Annotated in this window: 19 protein-coding genes; 3 read left to right on the top strand and 16 right to left on the bottom strand. The window is 47.2% G+C overall.

All coding sequences use genetic code 11. The annotated features are described in order from the left end of the window. Window positions 1-10: 10 nt before the first annotated feature. Both GON22_RS08045 and GON22_RS08040 read right to left on the bottom strand, forming a co-directional pair. A complete protein-coding gene (locus GON22_RS08045; protein WP_160395595.1) occupies window positions 11-340 on the bottom strand; it encodes a YnfA family protein in 330 nt (109 codons plus the stop codon). Window positions 341-487: 147 nt separating this feature from the next. Next, window positions 488-1,693, bottom strand: a complete 1,206-nt coding sequence (locus tag GON22_RS08040; RefSeq protein WP_160395594.1) for a GTP-binding protein — start codon at window positions 1,691-1,693, stop codon at window positions 488-490. A gap of 412 nt (window positions 1,694-2,105) precedes the next feature. On the opposite strand from GON22_RS08040, the gene modA reads away from it, so the two are divergent. Further along, a complete protein-coding gene (modA, locus tag GON22_RS08035) occupies window positions 2,106-2,843 on the top strand; it encodes a molybdate ABC transporter substrate-binding protein (RefSeq protein WP_336604281.1) in 738 nt (245 codons plus the stop codon). A gap of 73 nt (window positions 2,844-2,916) precedes the next feature. Here modA and GON22_RS08030 read toward each other — a convergent pair whose 3' ends face one another. Continuing rightward, window positions 2,917-3,711: an ABC transporter ATP-binding protein gene (locus tag GON22_RS08030; RefSeq protein WP_160395592.1), complete on the bottom strand. Its 795-nt coding sequence runs from the start codon at window positions 3,709-3,711 to the stop codon at window positions 2,917-2,919. A 670-nt stretch (window positions 3,712-4,381) separates the two neighbouring features. Here GON22_RS08030 and GON22_RS08025 point away from each other — a divergent pair. Beyond that, window positions 4,382-5,305 carry a tyrosine-type recombinase/integrase gene (locus tag GON22_RS08025; RefSeq protein WP_160395591.1) on the top strand — a complete coding sequence of 308 codons (924 nt, stop codon included), beginning with the start codon at window positions 4,382-4,384 and terminating at the stop codon, window positions 5,303-5,305. A gap of 96 nt (window positions 5,306-5,401) precedes the next feature. Here the strand turns inward: GON22_RS08025 and GON22_RS08020 are convergent, their stop codons facing one another. From GON22_RS08020 to GON22_RS07960, 13 genes are all read right to left on the bottom strand, one after another. Beyond that, a complete protein-coding gene (locus GON22_RS08020; protein WP_160395590.1) occupies window positions 5,402-6,118 on the bottom strand; it encodes a YebC/PmpR family DNA-binding transcriptional regulator in 717 nt (238 codons plus the stop codon). Between the two features lie 107 nt (window positions 6,119-6,225). Further along, a complete protein-coding gene (hemG, locus tag GON22_RS08015; protein WP_160395589.1) occupies window positions 6,226-7,629 on the bottom strand; it encodes a protoporphyrinogen oxidase in 1,404 nt (467 codons plus the stop codon). A gap of 93 nt (window positions 7,630-7,722) precedes the next feature. Then, window positions 7,723-7,992 carry a DUF2277 domain-containing protein gene (locus tag GON22_RS08010; RefSeq protein ID WP_160395588.1) on the bottom strand — a complete coding sequence of 90 codons (270 nt, stop codon included), beginning with the start codon at window positions 7,990-7,992 and terminating at the stop codon, window positions 7,723-7,725. Between the two features lie 205 nt (window positions 7,993-8,197). Beyond that, on the bottom strand, window positions 8,198-8,713 hold the full coding sequence (locus GON22_RS08005; protein ID WP_160395587.1) for a hypothetical protein: 516 nt from the start codon (window positions 8,711-8,713) through the stop codon (window positions 8,198-8,200). A 400-nt stretch (window positions 8,714-9,113) separates the two neighbouring features. Continuing rightward, window positions 9,114-9,578, bottom strand: coding sequence for a hypothetical protein (locus GON22_RS08000; RefSeq protein WP_160395586.1), 465 nt, complete (start codon window positions 9,576-9,578; stop codon window positions 9,114-9,116). Between the two features lie 73 nt (window positions 9,579-9,651). Further along, window positions 9,652-10,461 carry a carbohydrate ABC transporter permease gene (locus tag GON22_RS07995; protein WP_237179074.1) on the bottom strand — a complete coding sequence of 270 codons (810 nt, stop codon included), beginning with the start codon at window positions 10,459-10,461 and terminating at the stop codon, window positions 9,652-9,654. A gap of 113 nt (window positions 10,462-10,574) precedes the next feature. Then, window positions 10,575-11,456 (bottom strand): carbohydrate ABC transporter permease, encoded by an 882-nt coding sequence (locus GON22_RS07990; RefSeq protein ID WP_160395585.1) that lies wholly within the window; start codon window positions 11,454-11,456, stop codon window positions 10,575-10,577. Window positions 11,457-11,555: 99 nt separating this feature from the next. After that, window positions 11,556-12,899, bottom strand: a complete 1,344-nt coding sequence (locus GON22_RS07985; RefSeq protein ID WP_160395584.1) for an extracellular solute-binding protein — start codon at window positions 12,897-12,899, stop codon at window positions 11,556-11,558. A 120-nt stretch (window positions 12,900-13,019) separates the two neighbouring features. After that, window positions 13,020-13,811: a response regulator transcription factor gene (locus tag GON22_RS07980; protein WP_160395583.1), complete on the bottom strand. Its 792-nt coding sequence runs from the start codon at window positions 13,809-13,811 to the stop codon at window positions 13,020-13,022. Further along, window positions 13,798-15,549, bottom strand: a complete 1,752-nt coding sequence (locus GON22_RS07975; protein WP_160395582.1) for a sensor histidine kinase — start codon at window positions 15,547-15,549, stop codon at window positions 13,798-13,800. Before GON22_RS07975 ends, GON22_RS07980 begins: the two co-directional genes overlap by 14 nt. 198 nt (window positions 15,550-15,747) lie before the next feature. Further along, complete coding sequence (locus GON22_RS07970) at window positions 15,748-18,000, bottom strand: heavy metal translocating P-type ATPase (RefSeq protein WP_160395581.1); 2,253 nt, start codon at window positions 17,998-18,000, stop codon at window positions 15,748-15,750. A gap of 99 nt (window positions 18,001-18,099) precedes the next feature. Next, complete coding sequence (locus GON22_RS07965) at window positions 18,100-18,300, bottom strand: cation transporter (RefSeq protein WP_160395580.1); 201 nt, start codon at window positions 18,298-18,300, stop codon at window positions 18,100-18,102. A gap of 15 nt (window positions 18,301-18,315) precedes the next feature. Further along, complete coding sequence (locus tag GON22_RS07960) at window positions 18,316-18,675, bottom strand: metal-sensitive transcriptional regulator (protein WP_442954362.1); 360 nt, start codon at window positions 18,673-18,675, stop codon at window positions 18,316-18,318. Between the two features lie 132 nt (window positions 18,676-18,807). Here GON22_RS07960 and GON22_RS07955 point away from each other — a divergent pair, with 132 nt between their 5' ends. After that, window positions 18,808-19,437 carry a DUF2238 domain-containing protein gene (locus GON22_RS07955; RefSeq protein WP_160395579.1) on the top strand — a complete coding sequence of 210 codons (630 nt, stop codon included), beginning with the start codon at window positions 18,808-18,810 and terminating at the stop codon, window positions 19,435-19,437. Window positions 19,438-19,485: the final 48 nt, after the last annotated feature.

The following is a 19,485-nucleotide window of genomic DNA, read 5'->3' as shown; positions in this document are numbered from 1 at the left end:
CACCAGCTATCTAGCTGCCTCTCGGTGCCCATAGCATGACAGATACGCCAACTAAGCAAATTGCAGCACCGATCCAATCATATAGATCCGGCATTTTCTTATCGACACCCCAGCCCCACAGCACGGCAAGAATGATAAATACGCCACCATATGCCGCATAAACACGCCCGAAGGATGGGAAGCTCTGGAACGTAGGAATGATGCCATAACCTATCAAGATAATGCTGCCAGCTACTCCATACCAGAGCGGCTTAGCTTCACGTAACCATAACCAAACGAGATAGCCTCCGCCGATTTCGGCAATCCCGGCTGCGATAAAGATTAGAATTGCAAAGGTCATAGACGTTCCCCTTCAATGAACTATAGAAAAATGATCCTTGTCCAGAATAATGCGGATTGCGCCGATAAGCAAATTTTCATAACAACAAAAAGGGAAAACGCGTGATGCGCTTTCCCTTTCTCTTGTTTCGTAATACCGCACGATTCGTCAAGCGGACGGCTGCTGCGGGAATGGATCATGGAACTGCTGCCAATCTAACTCCAACTCGGGAGTTGTAAGCAAACAATGGTCCAGTTCTGTTTCGATCTGTTTCCTTTCTAAGTGAACGCCGATGAACACAACTCTTGTCATTCGATCCCCGTATTGCGGATGCCAGCTTGTATGCAGCTCTTGATCCTGCTCGAGAATCGATTGCTGCTCTTCCTCTGGAAGCGAAGCAACCCAATGTCCCGCGGATCCGAATTGTACAGATGGACCGGCTTGGCTAAAGCTTTGCGCCATGTCGTTGCGGGAGGCTAACCAAACAATTCCTTTGGAGCGAACGATCTCTGTAGGCCATTCGGACATCCACTGCATGAGGCGATCGGGATGGAATGGGCGATCCCTTTCATAAACGAAGGATGAAATGCCATACTCTTCGGTTTCAGGCGTATGTACAGCTTGCGTCAATTCCTTCATCCACCCCGCTGATGCGCTTGCCTCTTCAAAATCAAACAAATGCGTATGCAATAGCATATGAGCAGGTACCACGCCATAGACTGACCGAATGAACCGTGCCCGCGGCTGAAGCTTTCGGAGCATCGATTCCAATTGATCGAGTGCTTCGCTCTCAACCAAGTCACATTTATTAAGAATCAACACATCACAAAACTCGATCTGGGCGATAAGCAAATCGACAACATCCCTTGTATCCAGCTCATCGCTTGCCTGCTGCCGATCCAATAACGTTTCACCTGAGGCGAAGTCCGTCCAGAAGCGGAATGCGTCTACGACAGTTACCATACAATCAAGCCGGCAAAGCTCGGATAGGTGAATCTCAGCTTCTTCGTCCTCGTAAGTAAAGGTTTGGGCAACGGGAATAGGCTCACCAATTCCTGTTGACTCGATCAGAATATAATCAAATCGCCCTTCTCTGGCCAACTTCTCCACTTCGCGAAGCAAATCCTCTCGCAGCGTGCAGCAGATACAGCCATTAGACATTTCTACCAGCTTCTCATCCGTGCGGCTGAGTCCCCCGCCATCTCGAATGAGATCCGCATCGAAATTTACTTCGCTCAAATCGTTAACAATCACGGCCACCCTTAGCCCTGTTCGGTTATTCAAAACATGGTTAAGCAGCGTCGTCTTGCCAGCCCCAAGATAACCGCTTAAAACCGTCACGGGGATTCGTGAATCAACTGTTTGGTTTTGCATTCGCTTCCGCTCCTTGTGCTACTTTAATTTGATATTTTCGTAATTATTACGATTAAAAGCTGTGAATGTTTGCTGCCGAACGTTGAAACGGCACACGGTCATGAACAGATGAATGTGTGTTGATGGCACACGACATAAGACGAATCAAATTTTATGTGTAATAATTACGATTAACATCGATCATACGCTTTCTGCTCCAAGATGTCAATGTATGCTTCAACTTTCAAAAAAACTACACTGTTTATGTTATCTAACTTCACATAAACGATTGACTTCATTCGATTACCGATATATATTTAGGCATATCTAGTTATAACTAGTATGGTTTTGTTTTATTTTCAGGCTGCATCTATCACATTATTGGAGGAGATTTATTGTGAAAAAGCTATTATCATTACTTAGCCTTGTCCTCATCATTGCCCTGCTTGCTGTTCCTGTTCAACCCGCCATCGCAGCTAAGGCTCCTACGGAGCTGCTCATTTCCGCGGCTGTGAGCTTGAAGGATAGCTTGGATGAGATCGAAAAATCGTACGAAAAAGCACATCCCGACATTAACCTCACATTTAACTACGGTTCCTCAGGTGCACTCCAAAAGCAGATTGAGCAAGGTGCGCCAGCCGACCTCTTCTTCTCTGCAGGAAAAAAACAGATGGATGCTCTCATAAAAGCAGGTTTGATTGGCAACAACAAAACAATTTTGAACAACGAGCTTGTGCTCGTCATCCCTTCCGATTCCAAGAAAACCTTCACAACAGTTAAACAACTGACTGATAATGGCATCAAAAAAGTTGCCATTGGCCAACCAGAGACGGTGCCAGCAGGCCAATATGCGAAAGAAACGCTAACGGCTCGCAACATTTGGGACTCCCTGCAAAGCAAGCTGGTTTATGCCAAAGATGTACGACAAGTGCTGACCTATGTGGAGACGGGCAACGTGGATGCAGGTTTCGTGTACAAAACGGACGCGCTCACCTCTAAGAAAGTAAAAATTGCATTGAACATTCTGTCCAGCGTACACTCCCCTATCGTCTATCCGGCAGGCGTCATTAAGGAATCGAAACATGCTGCAGAAGCGACTGAATTTTACACCTATTTGCAATCCAAAGATGCAGGTGCTGTCTTCAAGAAGTACGGCTTTAAACTGAACTAGCCTGATCCTGACAAACAAAAAACACGCCGAAATCGATTGTTCTGGCGTGTTTTTCTTTATTATAGTTATTTCATTACGCTTTTGTCTCAATAACGCCAAGCGGATGCAGCCAAGCCCGGTCGTTACGGTGTTCTACTTCAAGCGGAGCGTCGAAGAAACGGGATAACAGTTCTGTGTTCAATATGTCCTGTGTAGGACCGGCGCCGAAAATCTCGCCTTGCTTGACCAGCAACGTTCTATTGAAGACCGGCATAATCTCTTCAATATGGTGGGTAACAAAAAGGAGTGTTGGCGCATTCGGCTGCTGGGCGATCCGCTCAACCATACGAAGCAACAATTCCCGTGCGAATACATCGAGCCCGGTGCAGGGCTCATCCAAAATGAGCAGCTTCGGCGCTGCAATCAACGCCCGGGCGATCAATACGCGCTGGCGTTCCCCCTGCGAGAACGTGTTGTATGTGCGATTCGCCAACTTCTCGCAACCGAGCAGCCGAAGCAAATCATGTGCTTGCTCAAGAGCATCCTCATCCGGCTTGTCATACAGCCCAATTGTCGCATATTTGCCGCTTAAGACGATATTGATTGCGGTTTCCCCGCCATAAAGCCGTTGCTGGAGCGAAGAGCTCACCCAACCGATCGACTTGCGAAGCTCGCGCAAATCGTATTCGCCAAACTTTTTGCCCAGGACCGATACACTGCCTTTGGTTGGCCAAATGTACCCGTTAATCATATTCAGCAGCGTCGTTTTGCCTGAACCGTTCAGCCCGACAATACACCAATGCTCTCCAGGCTCAACCGTCCAATTCACATCTTTCAAAATCGTTGCGCCGTCGCGCACCCAGCTCACATCATCGATATGGATGACCATAATCGTTCTCTCCCTCCTCCGTCTTGCTGATCCGAATGTTGCGATTCATCGTTAAGTCTGCTTGTTCTATTTTCTATCATAATACGTACTTTAAGAGCTTTCAAATCGGAACATTAAAATAAATAATAAATTACATAACATTTATTATGTTAACTTTAATGATAATTCTAAAAACACTTGACAATCCAAACAACCGCCTTCAATAGAAGACGGCCATTAGATTGTTTACTCGAACGACTAATCTCATCCCTCACAACTAACACCTTACTATTCTGTTTGGCAGCGACGTAGCCCTCCTTATAGGTCCAGATGTTGTCCTCCCCATCGTTACTAGAAGAACATCCCGCAACGAGCACTACAATCGCTACCCCAAGCAAAATCATAACAGTCCTCAACTTTTTCCCCTTTCAATTAAAGTAAATTTGCAAGACTTCTACTCTTACTTACTAATTAACGAAATAAAGCAAACAAAAGTTGCAAATGTTTAGTTTTTAAGGCTATTATAGTGCTAATCCGGCGATTCGGCTGGTTGTGATTTGCGATTTTGAACTGCGTGAAATACACATTTCATGCAGTTCGTGTTCAAATGCGATATAATAGAAAAAGTTGAATCGTAATCCATGCTGATTTAAGCGCTAATTTACCTTATTTCCACAACAAGGAGCCTATCATGACGTTGGAAGCTTATGAAGTAGATTTACATATGTTCAAAATCTGGATGAAAGACCGCGGCTATACGAAAGATACGCAGCAAGGATACCTCAACGATATTCAATTGCTGTGCCGTTCATTGCAAGGCAAACACCTGACCTCCATCCGCAAGATTGATGTCATGTCCCATTTAACGGATGCGCGTGAACGCGGTGCTGGCGATGGCGCCCGTAACCGTGCCCTATCTGCGATCCGATTATTTTTCAAAGTCATGATTGAATTTGAACGAATGGACAATAACCCTGCTGTGGACATTTCCAAATCAAAGGTGGAAAAAAATCGGCTCCCTATTTATTTGGAAGAAAGCGATTTAGGGGAACTGCTGCGATCCGTAGAAGGACACTTTCGGGTACGGGACATTGCCATGCTCGCGCTGATGTCATACTGCGGCTTGCGGGTAAGCGAAGTTTCCCAATTGGATGTGCAAGACTTTGATTCATCATCTGGCCAACTGAGTATCCTGGGCAAAGGCCGCAAATGGCGCTATATTCCGCTCCAGCCCTCCATCATAGCCTTATTAAAGCAGTGCCTGCAGGAGCGCATACCGCCGAAGCGAAAAAATGACCACCCCTTCTTCGTCTCACGGCTAGGCCGGCGCATCTCCCGCCGTACGGTGCAGTTTATCGTGGAGCGAACGTTCGAGCAATTTAAGCAACAGCATGAGCATATAGCTGAGCGCAAACTTTCCGCCCATAAGCTTCGCCATTCCTTCGCAACGAATTTACTTTCAACGGATAAAGTCGATCTGCGCACCTTGCAAGAACTGCTCGGGCATGCCGATATTTCAACAACACAGATCTATACGCATATTACCGATAAGAAGAAGAAACAAGCGATGGCGGCGGTTCAGCCAGATTTGCCTATGTTCGCGGATTCGATGTAATAAGCGGGCATATAACTGGCGATTCACCAAAAAAAATGACAACAAAAAACGGTCACCCCATAGGTGACCGTTCTTCATTTTGAATTCTAGCAAGCCTTACTCGAATTCTACGTTATGGTACACTTGTTGAACATCTTCGAGATCTTCCAATGCATCAATGAGCTTCTCGAACGAAGCGATCGCATCTTCTGGCAGCGTTACATAGTTTTGTGGCAGCATCGTAATTTCAGCTACGACGAATTCCGTTATGCCTGCGTTTTTGAATGCTTCTTGTACGGCATTAAACTGGTCTGGCGCGGCATAGACCATAATCGACTCTTCTTCCTCGAGAATGTCACGTACGTCTACGTCTGCTTCGAGCATAATTTCCATTACTTCGTCGAGTGATTTGTTTTCTACGCCAATTACGGCAGTTGCATCAAACATATACGAAACAGAGCCGCTGACACCCATGTTGCCGCCGCTCTTATTGAAAGCAGAGCGGACGACGGGAGCTGTGCGGTTCACGTTGTTAGTTAATGCGTCAACGATGATCATGGAGCCACTCGGCCCGAAGCCCTCATAACGAAGCTCCTCGTAATGCTCGTCCGAGCTGCCTTTGGCTTTCTCAATCGCACGATCGATGATCGCTTTCGGCACATTATACGTTTTGGCGCGTTCAAGTACAAATTTCAGTGCAGCATTCGATTCAGGGTTTGGTTCGCCTTTCTTCGCTGCTACATAAATTTCTAGACCGAACTTCGCATAAATCCGGCTTGTATTGGCGTCTTTCGAAGCTTTCTTCTCTTTAATATTATTCCACTTACGGCCCATGTTGCTCCCACTTTCTACTTTGATCTATTTTCTTATTATAACCGATATTCGGTTAGCATGGACAGCCGTTCCACCACACTAATCAATGAAAAATGTCGTACTTTCCCTCATTGCCCATCCTTAGCTACCCAGTCGGCGAGCTCAGTTGCGATTTGTTCGCCATTTGCAACGCAGTCTGGAATGCCAACTCCGTAATACGAGCACCCAGCCAGCCGAACATGCGGGTATTGCTCAGCCAATTTCGTCTCAAGCGACCGAACAACCGAATGATGCTGGATATGATAGTTCGGCATCGTATGGTCCCATTTGGTCACGACATAATGCAGCGGCTCCGCAACGATGCCCATCGCATCCTTTACATCCGCCAATGCTGCCTGTAACCAGTCTTGTTCCGTCCCGTCCTGCAATTTCTTATAAATAGGCTTTGTGCTCTTATAGAACAGCCGAACAAGCAGTTGGCTTGTGTTCGACGTATGTGCCCACTTGCGGCTTGTCCAGGTGCATGCATTGCAAGATAATGAGCTGCTCTCGGCAGCAATAAAGCCTGTTCCGTCCAGCGGAAGCTTATTATCATCAATGTCAAAAGCAATATAGACGCTAGTAAGCGAGCTATTGCGAAGCTGGTCGAATTGTTGATCCAACACCGGCGATTGCAGCAGTGATTGCGCGACTGGATGCAAGGTGCTAAGCACAATACTGTCTGCTTGAATGGCCTCACCGGATTGAAGCTGAATCGAATAATCAGTTCCCTCACCTTTAACGATTCGCTCCGCCTTCGTCCCTTTTCGAATATCGACAGCTGGCATTCGCTCTTCCATTCGATCGATAAGTGATGAGAGCCCATTGGCGAAGGAATAAAACTTCTTATCGCCCTTGCCCTTAAACTTCGACCGATTCGCTGCAAGCCCTTGAATGATGCTGCCGTATTCATTCTTGTAATCCAACAAGTAGGGAAGCGTTGAGGCAAGCGTCAGCCCATGCAGCTCCCCGGAATACACCCCGGACAGCACTGGAGCAATCTGCTTCTCGACCAGTTCCTTCCCTAAGAAACTCTCTAGAAAATGCCCGATGGAGTCTTCCTTCGTAAATGTCGTATTCGGCGTATAAAAGTCCCGCAAGGCCTCGACTTTGCCTTCAGCAGATACAAGCGTACTGCCTGCTAGCGACTCCAAACTTAGCGGAATGCCAAATACGGCCTCCTCCGGAATGAGTTTTAGCTCGCCATCGACATGAATATATGAACGCCCCGTTGCGTTATAGACGATTTCGTCCTGCAGGCCAAGCTCTTCCAGCAATGGAGCCATATTCGATTTGCGCGCGACGATAGAATCAGCTCCGGTTTCCATGATGAAAGGATCTACCGGATAGGTTGCAATTTTTCCGCCAAGCTGTTCATTGGCTTCAATTAGCACAATCGTTGCTGCCAGCTTCCGTTCGTCGATCTGTTTTTGTAAATAATAAGCGGTCGCGAGGCCTGTAATGCCCCCGCCAATAATCGCGATTGTTTTCATCCCTATCCACCTCAATCTGTGTGACCTGGCTCAATCATTCTCTACTAATAATGATACCAGCATTCACATAGCCGGACAAATAAGGGAATGTGTCTATTCTCCGAAACGTTGCAAATTACGAATTCGCGCTTTCTCTGCCTCAACCTCGCGATTGCGAGGTTCTGCATTTGTAACTAAGGATCCTAACAGCTTATGTGCGACAGCCGCAATCTCTTCTATCGCTTCATTAAAAGCGGCTTCATTCGCTTTCGACGGCGAGTTGAAACCCGACAATTTGCGAACAAATTGCAGCGCCGCTGCATGAACCTCATCTTCGGTCGCTGGCGGGCTAAAATTGTATAATGTTTTGATGTTTCTGCACATGGCCGAATCTCCTTTGCTTCCTTCAACGGAAATGGATTTGTTTACATCATAGTAGGAATAGGCCCAAATCTCAAGAGTGGACACAACAAAAGACAAGCGTCTAACGACCCTCACTTTGTTAATCATATTAAAGGCTGTTTTCCTAATTGTTAAAAGCCTTAATCCGATAGCATATCGAACTAAGGCCGCTTTGGATTTGATTTGATTAAAACGTTATCGCTTTTTTGCCCGATGTGCCCCATTTAATAACGGCGACACTGTCTTTTAACAATTGTTTTGGATCAATGTTTGCGTTCAAGTTCGATGTCTTGACTAAAACACACAACTCAATCATTCCCCGGCTTCGGCGTTCGATATCCCTCGCTACTGGCTCATCCGCGAAAACAACAATATTACTTTTTATATTCTCAGATGGCTCAAAATCAAATCGCACGTTATTCATTGAGCGGATATGCTGATTATCAATTTCGAATGTAACTGTAATCAACTTATACTCGCCATCATTCTTCAGCAATTGTGGATTAACGTCGTGAATTTCAAGCATCTTACTTCGATCATGAACCGTGTTTCGGATGCTCTCGATCCATTTATCGCTGCTGTTTAACGGTTTCTCGCTAATGGCAGATACATGAATCTCATGGTTGAAACTGATAAAGTAAGTGACGACAATAGCCACGACCAATATTACTGAGACAAGACTAAGGATAAGTTTTTTAGACACGAGTTCTCCCAATCAACGAAATGTTTTATTCAAATTTCAATAGCCAAAGATTCTTATTAGCGGCAACGTCTGCAAGCGCCTTATCTTCAAAATCTAAATTATCTGGTCCACTATGATAGGTAACATACACCTCTGAAGCAGTTTTCTTTGTAACGACCATCGTTTACCAAACTTACTCCCCTTACTTATTACCCCAGCAAGCCTGCATCTACTCCCTATTTAAGATATATTTCATCTGAAGATACCGAAATCATTCATTATGCAACTTATTCTTCCAGGCTTTATTTTGACAGGTGTTTATCGCTCGCTTGGCGTGACTATTCATTAATTCCGACTGGTTTAACTTCGCACCCGAAAAAGCCCGTCGGCAACATGCGACGGGCTTTAACACCATATTGCACTACGACGTTGTTGTACCTGCAAATGCTGTCCCATTAAAAACGACAGGTCCCGACAGGAGGATTGAACCTTCAGATATGATAGCTGCAATGAATAACGTATATCGAATTTCTCCAGCAGCGACTTCAGAAGCGGTTGGAAAGTCACCAGCTGATACGCTAATAGGGACAACCGAACTTAACCCATTCGTGAAAAATGATTCCGTAAGAATCAAAACACCCGACCCAGCGGAATCCGTGCCATTACGTTCAACCGTTAAAATAATTTCTGCACCTGTGCCTTCTGTAAATATGCCTACTGTTCCAGTCAGTGCAACGCGTACATCACCTACGTTGCCTAGTAATGCGGCCGCTCCTGTCTGTAAACCAACATCCCCGATTAACAGTGGCGTATCTGTCAATAGATCCGTTCCCGCACTGTCATTTCGAAAAACAGATAGTCTCCCGTCTAAAAACTGAATCGTCATGCCATCACCTTCTTTGTTTTCTACTAGTATATGAAACTAGCATACGAAAGGTTATTGCATTCATAAGATATGATTAACCTTTAACCGAACCCGCCGTAATGCCTTCTACGATCCGGTTGCTCAAGACAAAAAACGCAATGAGAATGGGCAAAATGCTGATCATCAACGTTGCGCCGATCGCGCCCCAATCTGTCGTATACTGGCCAATAAAGTTCTGGATGCCAACCGTCAGCGTTTTGAGGTGATCAGAGCTAATAAACGTGTTAATAAAAACGAATTCGTTCCAATTGTAGATCATGTTAATGATGACAGTCGTAGCTACGACTGAAGAGGTCATCGGAAGGACGATTTGGGCGAAAATCCGGTTGACCGAGCAGCCATCCATTACGGCTGCCTCCTCTACCTCCCGCGGCAATGACTGGTAGAATCCTAACAATATCATGATCGTAAGCGGCAAATTGAACGCCGTATATGTCAAAATAATCGACAAAGGATGGTCGGTCAGGTTCACTTTCATGAACATTTGGAATAAAGGAATAAGCGTCGAATGCACTGGAATCATAAGCCCGACCATAAATAGCCCAAGGACTGTCCCTTTCAGCTTCCATTTCATTCGTGTAAGAGCGAACGTGACAAGGCTTGCAAGCAATACCGTTAATAATACAGCTGCCGCCGTATACCAAACGCTGTTCAAGAAGTAACGGCTAATGTTGCCTTCCGTCCATACTTTGGTGTAGTTCTCCCATTTGGGATGTGTTGGAAGCGCGAATGGCGATAGATTGAATACTTCTTGATTATCTTTAAGCGAGAAAAACAGCAGCCATATCAACGGAAATACTTGAATAATCGCGATGATCGCAAGAATGGCATACAACACCATCATCCCTGTGCCGCGCCACCACGGATGCGTCGTAAGGCGTGCAAATTTGCGTGGAGCTAGAATGGTCGGTTCCATCATGGGCTCCCTCCTTCTTCCGAATATACGTAAATCCAACGTTATGAATATTGAATATCATCGCCTGAGGCAGTTAATTTGCGGATCATCCAGGTCACAACAAGACAGATCAATAGCAGGAAGAAACCAATTGCGCTGCCATAACCGAAGTCGAAGCTGCGGAAGGCTTGATGGTACATGTAAGATGCCATTACTTCACTCGCACCGTTGGGGCCACCGTCGGTCATAACATAAATCAGGTCAAAGTATTTGAGCGAACCGACAATCGCGAGGACGACCGTTACTTTAGCCACATTGGAAATCAAAGGGATTTTGACGCGGAATGCGATTTGCCAAGGGTTAGCGCCATCGATCCGCGCCGCTTCAATGAGCGATGACGGGATGTTTTTGAGTGCAGCATAGTAAATCAGAATGTAAAAGCCTGCATATTGCCAAATAATTGGGATGAAAATGGCTGCCAGGACGATTTTTGTATTCGATAGCCATTCGACTGAGCCACTGCCGCCAATCGAGGTTAGGAAGCTGTTCAATACGCCGCTAGTTGGATGATAGATTTTCAGCCATAGCTGTGCGATTGCAACTGAGGATAGCAGCATCGGAACTAAGTATATTTTGCGAAGCAGATTCGCGCCCTTCACTTGGCCCGATAATACGAGCGCTATCGCTAGATAACCGATCAAGCTGGCTGCCGAGAACAATGCCAACAAGAAGGAATGATAGGCGCTTTGCCAGAAATCGGAATCCTGCACGAGCCTGCTATAGTTGTCCAACCCGATAAATTCCATCGTTCCGATGCCATCCCACTTCATTAGGCCGTAATAGCCTGTCAGGATGATTGGCACATAGATAAGCGCGAGGATGAGCATGAAAGCGGGCAGCACATATAACGCGATCATTTTTTTGTTCGACATGACACGATCCATCGTTCATTCACACTCCTTGAGGACGTACTCGGGTATAAGAAAAGAGCATATCGCAGCATGAAGCGGATATGCCCTTCTCCCTGTTCCCTTGTTTATCGATTATTTGCCTGCTTGTTCTGCTAATGCTTTCTCATGATTTTTCGCAAAATCAGCTGGCGATACTTCATCACCGAACAACGCTTGAATCATGTTCAAATGGACTTGTGCAACACTCGGGCTCATTTGAACGTCTGCAAACAACGTAATATTGCTCGCATTGCCAAGCTCATTCAAAATGTCGATGTACATTTGCGGAAGATTAACTTTCGACGTATCTACCTTCGTAGCAGGAATGACGCCAGCTTTCGTGACCGATTGCTCGCCCCATTTTTGTACAAAGAACTTTACGAACTTCTTCGCTTCGTCTTTCACTTTCGAATTCTCGGCGACGAACAACCCAACGCCAGGACCGCCTACCCAACTATCGATATTGCCTTTTCCGCCTTCGATTGTCGGGAATTTGAAGAACCCGACATTATCGCGGAACTCTTGCGGAATCGTCTCGTTCGTCGTAAAGTTCGGCAGCTCCCACGTGCCCATCATGTACATCGCTGCTTTGCCGTTCATGAATTCGGATTTGCCTTCATCATTCGACAAGCCGTTGAAGCCTTTGTTGAACGCTTTCGCTTTCACCAGATCCTGAACTTCTTGCGCAGCTTGCACAAGGCTCGGGTCTTCGAACGATCCCGTTCGAGCGACTGCATTGCGCAGCGTGTCTTGCCCGCCAAGGCGGTCAGCCAAATACATGTACCAGAGCGAGCCCGTCCAGCGATCCTTGTTGCCAAGCGCGATTGGCGCAACGCCATTGTTTTGCAGCGTAGTAACCGCCTGCTTGAATTGCTCATAGGTTTGCGGAACTTCCAAGCTATATTTGCTGAAAATGGCTTTGTTATAGTAAATTGGCGTGATATTCAATTCTAGCGGAAGGGCATACGTCTTGCCGTCGATCGCATACGCGTCGGTTGTGCCCGATACGAAGGAATCTTTCAATCCGTCGTTTAGCGTGTCGTCAAGCGGTGCGAATAGCTGGCCTTTTACATACGGCTCAAGAAATCCAGCAGCCCAAGTCATGCCAACATCCGGCAGATCGTTCGATGCGGATAGCACTTTTAGCTTATTTTTGTATTGCTCGTTTTCCAAAATCTCTTGTTTGATCGTTACGTTCGGATTCGCCGTCTGGTATTCGTTAATAATGTCGTTCACAATCATGTTCTGTTGCTTGGAGCTTCCAGATGGCCATAGATGCATCATCTTGATCGTAACTTTCTCGCCCGAACTGGATGAAGCGCTTCCATCTGGCGTGCTAGTATCTGGCTTGCTGTCGCTGCTGCTGCCGCAGCCTGCAAGCGCCAAAGCTGAAGCCATTGTGGCCGCCATAACGATTGATAGCGATTTTTTAACCATGATCCATCCCCCTAATGTTCGTTGCATTCTCCTTCACATATCCAATGTTAACGCTTTCTTAGCGTCCGCATAAGGTAACGGCGTTTAGGGAAAGGTTCACTATATTTAGGGAGCCACTCCTCATACGATATCGCCTTGCGGCATATCCTTGCGATATTGGCTTGGCGTAATGCCCTCGTATTCTTTGAAGAGCGTCATAAAATATTTGGTCGACTGGTAGCCCACTTCCTCTGCGATTGCCGCGACCGGCATCGCCGTGGACAGAAGCAGCTTTTTGGCCGCTTGCATTTTGCTTCGCGTTAGAAATTCGCTGAAGTTCATGCCCATCTTCTCCTTGAATAATGAGCTAAAATAGCTGGCGTTCAAATGGACATGGTCTGCCACCTCACGCAAGCTAATATGCGATTGTACTCGCGCTTCGACATATTGAATTGCGTCTTGAATCGGCTGTGGAATGCGTACATCTTGCAGCTTCGCCTCCATCAACTGCTGATCGACGATTTTCTCCATCGTCCCCATTCGCTCACGGCTATCGCATATGCGCAACGCTTGTTCAACCGCTTCGATGAGCTTAGCTCTAGTAATTGGCTTGAGCAAATAGTTCACGACCCCTAGCTTAATGCCTTCCTGCGCATATTCAAATTCCGAATAGCCTGATAACAAAATAACAACCGGGTCCCGCCCTTGCCCTTTAATGGCATTTATTAGGCTTAATCCATTCATCTCAGGCATACGAATATCAGTTAGCATAAGATGGACAGGCCGCTCCGATAGTATCGCTAATGCGTCGTCACCGTTTTCTGCTGTTGCAATTTCATAACGGTTAGCTGCCCATGTGCTTAACGTTTTTTTTAAACCCTCGCGTGTTCTCGGCTCATCATCCACGATTAGTATCGTTTTATTGTATTTCATGCCAGCTCTCATCTCCCGGAATTAAAAATGATACTTCTGTCCCTTCGCCTAAATTGCTCCGTATGGAAAGCCCGTGTAACGATTGGTCCTTATAGTAAAGCTGCAGCCGCTTGTTCACGTTCGCAATTGCCATTCCATTGCCCTTTGCATTCGTAATGCCACCTAAATCATGCTCGTGCATAAGCTTCAGGACTGTCTCTTCGTCCATGCCCGGACCATCATCCTTCACTTTTACGAGCCAGCTTGCTGTTGTTGTGTCCGCTTTTATCGTCAGCGAAACGCAGCCTGGCCCCTTCTTATTCCCAATCCCATGAAGGATGGCATTCTCAACGATGGGCTGAATAATAAGCTTCGGAATTCGGACAGTTAGGCATCCGGGCGCGACTTCGATTTCCCAAGTTAAACGCTCACCCATTCGAAGCTGCATCAGCTGCATATAGTGTTCGATATGCTCCAGCTCGGCACTGAATGTCACCCATTCGCTCGTTCCTTCACTGCCAATCGTATAGCGGAACAGCTCAGACATCGCAACGACAAGCTCCGCAAGCTCTTCCTCTTCTTTCTCCTGCAAGGACCAGAACAACGCCTCAAGCGTGTTGTATAAAAAATGGGGATTGATCTGCGCTTGCAACGCCTTGAGCTCAGATCGGCTGCGCACTAACTCCTTCTCGTAGATCACTTGAATGAGCTCATTCATATGCTCAACCATTTGGTTATACGTTTTCGTCAACTCATTAATTTCTACGGTCGATTGCACCTCGGGGCTTGGGCGCATTTCGCCCAGACGAGATCCCCGCATCGTCTTAATCAACCGTAATATCGGCCGTGTAATCATTGAAGATAGGAAAAAGGAGCAGAGCAAGCAGATTAAAAATCCGACGCACCCAGAAACGATAATCGCGGTCCGAAGGACGGTAATTCCTTCAAGCACCGTGCTGATCGGGGTTAGAATGACAAGCTTCCAGCCAGTCAATTCCGATTTTTGGCCAACTTGAATATATTCCTTGCCGCGAATCATGATCGTCTGTCCGTTCATCTGAATAACAGCCTTACTATTCCCTTCGTAATTGGAAGTGATGAGCGACAGGTTACGGTCAAGCAGCATCATGAGCTCATTGTGCTGCCGGCCCCCTTGCTCCCCAAGATCAAAATAGCTGCGATTGACGCGAATGAGCAAATAACCGCCGCTGGCAAACCAGTGATCGATCAACCTGACTTGCCGTACAGCCAAAAAATAATTTGAATCTTTTGGGTCTGGACCGATCCACACAAGCTTGCCTCTAGCCAAATCCACCTGTTGAATCCATGCAGCGCCAATTCTTCCGCTCAATGTCGTGTCATCAAGCGGGAACATGCTGCTGTAATTGTTGGCGTACAAGTCAAACGCTTGAATGCCATCCGAATAGACCTGAAACGTGCTTACGCTCTGCATGAGGGATTGGCGCTGCTGCAAGCTTGCCCGCTGCCCGAAGGTATGTTGCGAAAGCAGCTTCTGGACTTCCGCCGTGGTCATGACTTGGCTGGACAGCATGTCCAGCTGGCGGTAAAGCGTTTCCAACCTGCCGGTCGCTTCGTTTGCTGTTTGCTTCAATTGGCGCTCTGCATTGTTTTTGATCAGCGCAGAAACGCGTGTATAAGTAGTTAGGCCGACAAAGCATAGCACAATCGCCATAACGAGCAGAAACATAGCCAGAATTTGATTGCGCAGCGTGTTCATATTTTGAAGCCGTTGCCGCATTCCGGTCACGACCCTTTCTTATAAAAAATAAAAGCCGCGTTTTCGCGACTTTATGGTCACCTTAGCTAATGGATGAAGCTATCGTTCAAGTTTGTTTCCTTGCAAGTAATTGTATATCGATAAGGCTTTACAATGTCAAGCAGAACACAAAAAGGCTGGCAATCCGCGACGATTGCCAGCCCTGCTGCTGCCGATCTATTAAAGCTTAGCCCGCTGCAGCCGTAATGCATTTAAGACGACGGATACTGAGCTAAGCGCCATCGCCGCGCCAGCCACCCAAGGCGCTAATAAGCCAATTGCTGCAACTGGGATGCCTAACGTGTTGTAACCGAGCGCCCACACGAGATTCTGCTTAATATTAGCCATCGTGCGGCGGCTCATGGCGATTGCTTCTGTTATGCTCGTTAACTCACCGCGCATGAGCGTCACATCGGCTGCTTCCATCGCAATGTCGGCTCCAGTCCCGATTGCGATTCCGACATCCGCCGTTGCGATAGCCGGTGCATCGTTGATGCCATCGCCGACCATGGCGACGAGTTTGCCTTCAGCTTGCAGCTTCTTAATTTCCGCCGCTTTGCCATCTGGCAGCACTTCTGCAATGACACGCGTGATGCCTGCTTGCTTAGCAATTGCTTGCGCCGTCCGTTCATTATCGCCAGTTAGCATAATGACTTCAATCCCTGCTTGCAGCAGGCCAGCAACCGCTTCTCTGGACGATTCTTTGATCGTATCTGCGACGGCAACCAACCCGGCATAATGCGAATCAATAACGGCCAGCATCGCCGTCTTTCCATCATTTTCTAGCGCCTCCATCGCTGCCGATACGCTAGAACTGATCGCGATGCCTTCACGCTGCAGCAGCCTGCGCGTCCCGATCAAAATCTCGCTGCCATCGACTTTCGCTTGAATGCCAAAGCCAGGTATCGCCTGAAATTGTTCAACTGCGAGCAAGGTGACGCCTTTGGCTACGAGACCCGTTACGATAGCACTAGCAAGCGGATGCTCCGAGTGATTTTCTGCCGATGCGATCAATTGTAGCACGCGTGTTTCATTGAGCCCTTGTGCGGCAAGCCCTTCTGCGAGCAGAATGTCCGTTAGCTCTGGTTTGCCTTTGGTTACCGTGCCTGTTTTGTCGAGTACGACCGTATTGATTTTGTGCAGCGTTTCGAGTTGTTCCCCGCCCTTGAACAAAATGCCATACTCAGCTGCACGTCCTGAGCCTGCCATAATCGATGTTGGCGTCGCGAGCCCAAGCGCGCATGGGCATGCAATAACAAGTACCGCTATCGCTTTCTCTAGCGCATGCGCGAATTCGCCTGGCGTTACCCATAAGAACCAGACGATGAACGTAACCAAGGCGATGCCAACGACAATCGGTACAAATATGCCCGAAATCACATCCGCGACACGTTGGATCGGCGCTTTGGAGCCTTGCGCATCCTCGACAACTTTAATAATTTGCGCTAATGCCGTCTCCGCTCCAACTTTCGTCGCTTGAATGGTTAAGCTGCCGTTCCGGTTGACCGTTCCGCCAATAACCGTATCACCGGCTTGTTTGTCTACTGGAATGCTCTCGCCTGTCAGCATTGATTCGTCAATGGTCGAATACCCTTCGATCACCTGGCCATCCACTGGAATTTTGTCGCCAGGCTTCACGATTACATGATCGCCCACGATTACAGCTTCGATCGGAAGCGTGAGCAATTCGCCATCGCGAATAACATTCGCTGTCTTTGCTTGCAAGCCGAGCAGCTTCTTAATCGCTTCCGAAGAGCGCCCTTTGGCGAGCACTTCGAACCATTTGCCTAACAAAATAAGGGTAATAAGAATGGCGCTGGTCTCGTAGTACAAATCCGGTGCATGTTTCGCATGGCCGTGGGCCTCAACTGCCGTAGACCAGTCAATCGTTTTGTACAAGCTGTATAGGTAAGCAGCTGACGTTCCGAGCACGACAAGCACATCCATATTCGCACTTCGATTACGCAGTGCCTTATAGGCGCCGATATAGAATGATCTTCCGATGACGAACTGTACTGGTGTCGCCAAAGCTAGCTGCACCCAAGGGTTCATTAGAAATTCAGGAATATAGATCCAAGACGTAAATGAGAAATGGCTGACCATCGACCAGAGCAGCGGCAAAGATAACAGTGCAGATAAGAGCAGCTGCTGTTTTTTCTGTTTGATTTCACGTTGTTTATCGATCGCTACTGCCTCTTCCGACCGCTTCTCGTTGGCATGATACCCAAGCTGCTCAACCTTCTGCGTCAAATCAGCAACCGACACATGCGCATGATCAAAATCGACCATCGCTGTTTCCATTGTGAAGTTGACTGTTGCTTGATTAACGCCGGGAAGCCGATTAAGCCCCTTCTCAATTCGTGCTGCGCAAGCCGCGCATGTCATGCCAGTTATTTGAAGTGTCGTTTGTTCGAATTCCGTTTGGTTATTCATCGCAACAGTCCCCTTCAACTCATACCCCTGTGGGGTATATATTTCTTTAAAAAAATAAGCCTTTCAAGGAAGCCGCCGGCCAGGCGGCCATCCACAATATTACACAACATCGTACCCTTGGTCTTCGATTGCCGCTTTGATTGCTTGAAGCTCCAGCTTCGTTTCATCGAACTCGACTGTAACTTCACCTGCACTGAGATTCACTTTGCCTTCGGCACCAGCTTCACGTAGCGCACCTTCAACTGCATTGACACAATGCCCACATGACATGCCTTCTACTTTCAATGTGACAGTTTGCATACTCACACGCTCCTCTTATCGAATTAGTTTATTCATCGTAATCATCAACTCAGCAATCACTTGCTCATCGCCTTCTTGCAGCCTTTCGGTCACGCAGCTTTTCAAATGATTTTCTAGCAGCAGCTTTCCCACACTATTCAGAGCGGATTGGGCTGCAGCGATCTGATTCAACACATCGTCGCAATACGTATCTTTATCAATTAATCCTTTGATCCCACGGATTTGCCCTTCCACTCGATTCAGCCGGGCAATGAGGTTCGCCTTCGTTTTATCCGAATGGTGGCTCTTTCGTTCACCGCCGCCGTTAGTTGCACAATCATCATGGCAAGCCATTTTCTCTTGCTGCGTTTGATCCGCCTTATGGGACCGATCCATGAGCATTCCTCCTCTTGAACTAAGTATAACATACCCCCACGGGGTATATCAAGCGGTTTTTTTACACATATTTCTACAATGTACCGCGCACCCTATTCAATAGCAGATGCCATGCCCCTGGAGGAATGTAAATTGATCGGACATCGCCCTTTTAAACACAATCATTGGCTTCAACTTCTAATTGGCTTGTACATCATCGATTGGGCCGTTATGGCGATCTCCCCAACCAATCGGTTGCAATGGCTTGCCGAAAACGTTCTTATTGTCGTTGCAATCACTTTTCTTGCTTTCACTTATCGTTCCGCCCGGTTATCGAACCGTTCCTATTTACTCATTCTCATCTTTCTATGCTTGCATACCTATGCTGCCCATTTCACCTATGAAGAAACGCCATTCGACCATTGGTTAAAAACAAAGTTCCATACCCACAGAAGCTACTACGACCGCGTTGTCCACCTCGCGTTCGGCTTGTGCTGGGCGCTTCCTTTCCGGGAATGGCTGATGAGCAAGCTGCACATTCGTGGCATCTGGACTTATATTATGCCGGCCGTCGTCGTTCTTAGTTTCAGCGGGCTGTTCGAAATAATGGAAATGTTAGCCGCATTGGCAGGCGGCAAAGGCGGCGAAGCACGATTTATCGGCCTGCAAGGCGACGTGCTCGATACGCAGAAGGATATGAGCCTTGGCCTGATCGGCGGCATCATCGCAATGGGCATATTGGCGTGGATGTTGAAGGCGAAGCCAAGCCGTGAGCAGCAATAGCGGAGCAAATGGCCCCAATAAAAAACAAGCCGCACAATAAGCACGGCT

Source organism: Paenibacillus sp. MMS18-CY102 (genome assembly GCF_009789195.1).
GTDB lineage: Bacteria > Bacillota > Bacilli > Paenibacillales > Paenibacillaceae > Paenibacillus_T.
The sequence above is the reverse complement of the archived record's forward strand: the minus strand, read 5'-3'. Positions and strand labels throughout refer to the sequence as shown.

Excerpts from the sequence above, each read along its gene's own strand:
- GON22_RS07990 (WP_160395585.1), bottom strand. The coding sequence starts at position 11,456 with ATGGATCGTGTCATGTCGAACAAAAAAATGATCGCGTTATATGTGCTG.
- hemG (WP_160395589.1), bottom strand. The coding sequence starts at position 7,629 with ATGAAAACAATCGCGATTATTGGCGGGGGCATTACAGGCCTCGCGACC.
- GON22_RS08025 (WP_160395591.1), top strand. The coding sequence starts at position 4,382 with ATGACGTTGGAAGCTTATGAAGTAGATTTACATATGTTCAAAATCTGG.
- GON22_RS07970 (WP_160395581.1), bottom strand. The coding sequence starts at position 18,000 with ATGAATAACCAAACGGAATTCGAACAAACGACACTTCAAATAACTGGC.
- GON22_RS08020 (WP_160395590.1), bottom strand. The coding sequence starts at position 6,118 with ATGGGCCGTAAGTGGAATAATATTAAAGAGAAGAAAGCTTCGAAAGAC.
- GON22_RS08040 (WP_160395594.1), bottom strand. The coding sequence starts at position 1,693 with ATGCAAAACCAAACAGTTGATTCACGAATCCCCGTGACGGTTTTAAGC.
- GON22_RS07960 (WP_442954362.1), bottom strand. The coding sequence starts at position 18,675 with ATGGATCGGTCCCATAAGGCGGATCAAACGCAGCAAGAGAAAATGGCT.
- GON22_RS07975 (WP_160395582.1), bottom strand. The coding sequence starts at position 15,549 with ATGCGGCAACGGCTTCAAAATATGAACACGCTGCGCAATCAAATTCTG.
- GON22_RS08000 (WP_160395586.1), bottom strand. The coding sequence starts at position 9,578 with ATGACGATTCAGTTTTTAGACGGGAGACTATCTGTTTTTCGAAATGAC.
- GON22_RS08045 (WP_160395595.1), bottom strand. The coding sequence starts at position 340 with ATGACCTTTGCAATTCTAATCTTTATCGCAGCCGGGATTGCCGAAATC.
- GON22_RS07985 (WP_160395584.1), bottom strand. The coding sequence starts at position 12,899 with ATGGTTAAAAAATCGCTATCAATCGTTATGGCGGCCACAATGGCTTCA.
- GON22_RS07965 (WP_160395580.1), bottom strand. The coding sequence starts at position 18,300 with ATGCAAACTGTCACATTGAAAGTAGAAGGCATGTCATGTGGGCATTGT.
- GON22_RS08010 (WP_160395588.1), bottom strand. The coding sequence starts at position 7,992 with ATGTGCAGAAACATCAAAACATTATACAATTTTAGCCCGCCAGCGACC.
- GON22_RS08030 (WP_160395592.1), bottom strand. The coding sequence starts at position 3,711 with ATGGTCATCCATATCGATGATGTGAGCTGGGTGCGCGACGGCGCAACG.
- GON22_RS07980 (WP_160395583.1), bottom strand. The coding sequence starts at position 13,811 with ATGAAATACAATAAAACGATACTAATCGTGGATGATGAGCCGAGAACA.
- GON22_RS07995 (WP_237179074.1), bottom strand. The coding sequence starts at position 10,461 with ATGATGGTGTTGTATGCCATTCTTGCGATCATCGCGATTATTCAAGTA.